Genomic DNA, 3,673 nt, shown 5'->3' on the forward strand with positions numbered 1-3,673 from the left:
GACGGCCGCCGAGCCGGTCCAGCTGGTGCCGCGCCTGCGTCAGCGGCGCGCGGTTGGCGTGGGTGAGGGCGCCCGCCAGCGATTGCAGCTTGATGCGCTGCTGACGGATTTGCGCGCCCGGATTCAGCAGGCGGCGCGCGTGGTTGTCCAGCGTCTGTTCGGCGTCGTTCAGCGCGCGGCGCATGGCGCGCCGCAGGTCGGTGACGTCGGTTCGCAGCGAGGCCATCCAGTCGGCATGCGGCGTCGCCGCCAGTTCGGCCGCGGCGGTCGGCGTGGCCGCGCGCAGGTCGGCGGCAAAGTCGCAGATGGTGAAATCGGTCTCGTGGCCGACGCCGGAAATCACCGGCATGCGGCAGTTGGCCACCGCGTACGCCACTTCCTCGTCGTTGAACGACCACAGGTCTTCGATGCTGCCGCCGCCGCGGCAGACGATCAGCACGTCGCATTCGCCGCGCAACGAGGCGGTGTCGATGGCGGCAGCGATCTTCTGCGCCGAGAACTGGCCCTGCACCGGCGCCGGATACAGGATTACCCGCACGTGCGGCGCGCGCCGCTTGAGCGCGGTCAGCACGTCGCGCAGCGCCGCCGCCTGCGGGCTGGTGACGATGCCGATGGTGCGCGCGAACATCGGCAGCGCGCGCTTGCGCTCGGGGTGGAACAGCCCGGCCGCGTCCAGCTTTTCCTTCAGCCGCTGGAATGCTTCGAACAGCGAGCCGACGCCGGCGCGGCGTATCGCCTCGACGTTGATCTGGTAATCGCCGCGCGGCCCGTACAGCGTGACCAGGGCGCGCACTTCGACCTTGTCGCCCTCGCGCGGGACGAAGCCGGCATATTGCGCGCGGCCGCGGAACATCACGGCGCGCACCTGGGCGGCGTCGTCCTTCAGGGTGAAATACCAGTGGCCGGAGGCGGCGCGGGTGAAGTTGGACACCTCGCCCGAAATCCAGGCCAGCGGAAAGGAGCGCTCCAGCAGGCGCGCCACCGCCTGGTTGAGCGCGCTGACGGTGATCACGGGCGCAGCGGCGGGGGCGGTATCGGAACGGTCGTCGAAGTTCATGAAATTTCTAAAAAGGAAACTATCCACACTTGGTGTGATATGTCACACAATAGTCATACTGCGTCTGAAGCACCAGGTATTATAGATAAATCACTGATTTTAAAGGCTATTTATTTCTGCCTTTTTTTAATGCAGCCCTTAAAAAGCCTTATGGATCAAGCACTTTGGCATCCGCACCGAGGGTTACGCACAAAGTTATCCACAAAAGTTGTTCATTATCGCCGGTGAGCGATAGCCGCGCTCTTCTTGTGAATTTGTTATGCGTAAAAATTGCGCAAAGTAAATAAGCCATTGAAAAATAAGGCATTTAAAATCGCTATGTGCGATTTCACACACTTTTATCCACAGATTTTGTGCAAAACTCCCGCGCCCACGACCAACATGGTTGGTCGGCAAGTTCGCCTCGCTGGTGCCGGCAAAAGCGCTGCCGTATTTTTACGCACGGAAACAAAAATATTACAAATCAATGACTTGGCCAGGTGACTTGCGCCTTGCTAACAATCTTATCCACATAAAATGTGGGGAAGTGCACAACGCACGCCGATAGCTGCAGATTATCGGTCGCGCCGCGCCGGCACCGTTGTGGATCAGTTGGGCTGCTGAAATTTTACTCAGGAGTAAAAAATCGTTTCAAATCAAGGGGCTTGCAGCGTGCGATCCTCCTTGCTCACAATCTTATCAACAGAATGTGGGCATAAGTAGACAAATGTTTGTGGCGACTGCATTATTTTTGTGCTGCAATAATAAGGCGATATAAATCAGTAACTTAGCATGGCAAGCTGAGCCTTGCTCACACTATTGTCCACAGAAAATGTTGAGAACTCCACCAAACACTTGCCGTCGGCCGCGCAACCAGATACATTGCGCCATTCGGTGTTCACATCTTCACAGGAGTTCGTTTTGCTCGCCATCTTTCAAGCTGCCGGTTGGCCCATCTGGCTGTTGCTGATTGCCTCCATCGTTGCCACCGCCCTGATCATCGAACGCCTGCTGTACCTGCGCCGCGGCAAGATCATCCCGAAAAAACTGCTGGACGAGGTGGTGCAGGTTTATCGCGGCAGCCAGGTGACGCCGGACATCATCCAGAAGCTGGAAAACAGCTCGCCGCTGGGCATCGTGCTGTCGGCCGCGCTGCGCAACGTCGAATCGCCGCGCGAAGTGATGAAGGAATCGATCGAGGAGGCCGGCAGCGGCGTGGCGCACACGCTAGAGCGCTTCCTCACCACGCTGGGCACCATCGCCACGCTGGCGCCGCTGATGGGCCTGTTCGGCACCGTGGTCGGCATGATCGAGATCTTCGGTTCGCAGAATGCCGCCGGTTCCAATCCGGCCTCGCTGGCGCACGGCATTTCGGTGGCGCTGTACAACACCGGCTTCGGGCTGGCGATCGCCATGCCGACGCTGGTGTTCTACCGTCACTTCCGCGCGCTGGTGGACAGCTTCGTCATCGAGATGGAGCAGCAGGCGGTGAAGTTCGTCGATGTGGTGCACAGCAAGCGCAAATAAGGACGCCGCATGAATTTCCGCAAAGGCCAGCGCCGCGAAGACCCGGAGATCAATCTGATCCCGTTCATCGACGTGCTGCTGGTGATCCTGATTTTCCTGATGGTCAGCACCACCTATAGCAAGTTCACCGAGCTGCAGATCACCTTGCCGACGGCCGACGCGCAGAAGGCCACCGACAAGCCGTTCGAACTGGATGTGACGGTGGACGCCAAAGGCAACTACACCATCAATGGCGAGCCGGTGTCCTTCCGCGACGTGAACGGTTTCGCGCAGGCCATGCGCGAGGCGGCGGCCAAGGGCGGCGAGGCCGGCAAGTCGCCGGTGGTGATCGTCAATGCCGACCAGTTCGCCATGCACCAGATGGTGATCAACGTGATGGAAGCCGCGCGCCTGGCCGGTTACGAAAAACTGACTTTCGCGGCGCAAACCGGTGGCTCAAAATAAATCGTCGGCGCTGGAATCCACGCTGACGCGCAACTGGCTGCGCCGTGGCCCGCTGGCCTGCGCGCTGTGGCCGCTGTCCCTGCTGTTCCGCCTGCTGAGCGGCCTGCGCGTGGCGCTGTTCCGCGTCGGCCTGCTGAAGTCGTCCCGGCTGCCGGTGCCGGTGGTGGTGGTGGGGAACATCTACATCGGCGGCACCGGCAAGACGCCGCTGACGATCTGGCTGGTGCAGGCGCTGCTGCGCGCGGGCATGCGGCCGGGCGTGATTTCGCGCGGCTTCGGCAGCAGTGGCGACGGCGCGCGCGCCGTCAGCGATGCCTCGACGCCGGCCGAGGTCGGCGATGAGCCGCTGCTGATCCGCCAGCGCACCGGCGTGCCGGTGATGGTGGGCCGCGACCGCGCCGCCACCGGCCGCGCGCTGCTGGCCGCGCATCCCGAGGTCGATATCCTGCTGACCGACGACGGTCTGCAGCACTACCAGTTGCAGCGCGACGTAGAAATCATCCTGTTCGACGGGCGCGGCGCCGGCAATGGCTGGCTGCTGCCGGCCGGGCCGCTGCGCGAACCGGTCTCGCGCCGACGCGACTTTACCGTCATCAACACGCCGCAACTGACGGCCGCGATGGCCGCTGGCGTCGGCGCTGCGCTGGACGGCGGCCGCGCCGACCC

4 protein-coding genes are annotated in these 3,673 nt (G+C 62.2%); 3 read left to right on the plus strand and 1 reads right to left on the minus strand.

Annotation, left to right across the window (positions count from 1 at the left end; all coding sequences use genetic code 11):
• Window positions 1–1,057 (minus strand): exodeoxyribonuclease VII large subunit (gene xseA / locus E4L98_RS26255; protein ID WP_135204487.1); only part of this gene is annotated, 1,057 nt, incomplete at its 3' end.
• A gap of 900 nt (window positions 1,058–1,957) precedes the next feature.
• Between xseA and E4L98_RS26260 the strand changes: the two genes are divergently transcribed.
• The 3 genes from E4L98_RS26260 to lpxK form a co-directional block, all read left to right on the plus strand.
• Entirely contained in the window at window positions 1,958–2,563 is a 606-nt protein-coding gene (locus E4L98_RS26260) for a MotA/TolQ/ExbB proton channel family protein (RefSeq protein ID WP_135204488.1), read from the plus strand.
• Window positions 2,564–2,572: 9 nt separating this feature from the next.
• On the plus strand, window positions 2,573–3,007 hold the full coding sequence (locus tag E4L98_RS26265; RefSeq protein WP_135204489.1) for an ExbD/TolR family protein: 435 nt from the start codon (window positions 2,573–2,575) through the stop codon (window positions 3,005–3,007).
• Window positions 2,994–3,673 (plus strand): tetraacyldisaccharide 4'-kinase (lpxK, locus tag E4L98_RS26270; RefSeq protein ID WP_135204490.1); only part of this gene is annotated, 680 nt, incomplete at its 3' end. The genes E4L98_RS26265 and lpxK, both read left to right, overlap by 14 nt.

The sequence above is a fragment of the Duganella callida genome, assembly GCF_004614165.1.
Classification (GTDB): domain Bacteria; phylum Pseudomonadota; class Gammaproteobacteria; order Burkholderiales; family Burkholderiaceae_D; genus Rugamonas; species Rugamonas callida.

Excerpts from the sequence above, each read along its gene's own strand:
- E4L98_RS26265 (WP_135204489.1), top strand. The coding sequence starts at position 2,573 with ATGAATTTCCGCAAAGGCCAGCGCCGCGAAGACCCGGAGATCAATCTG.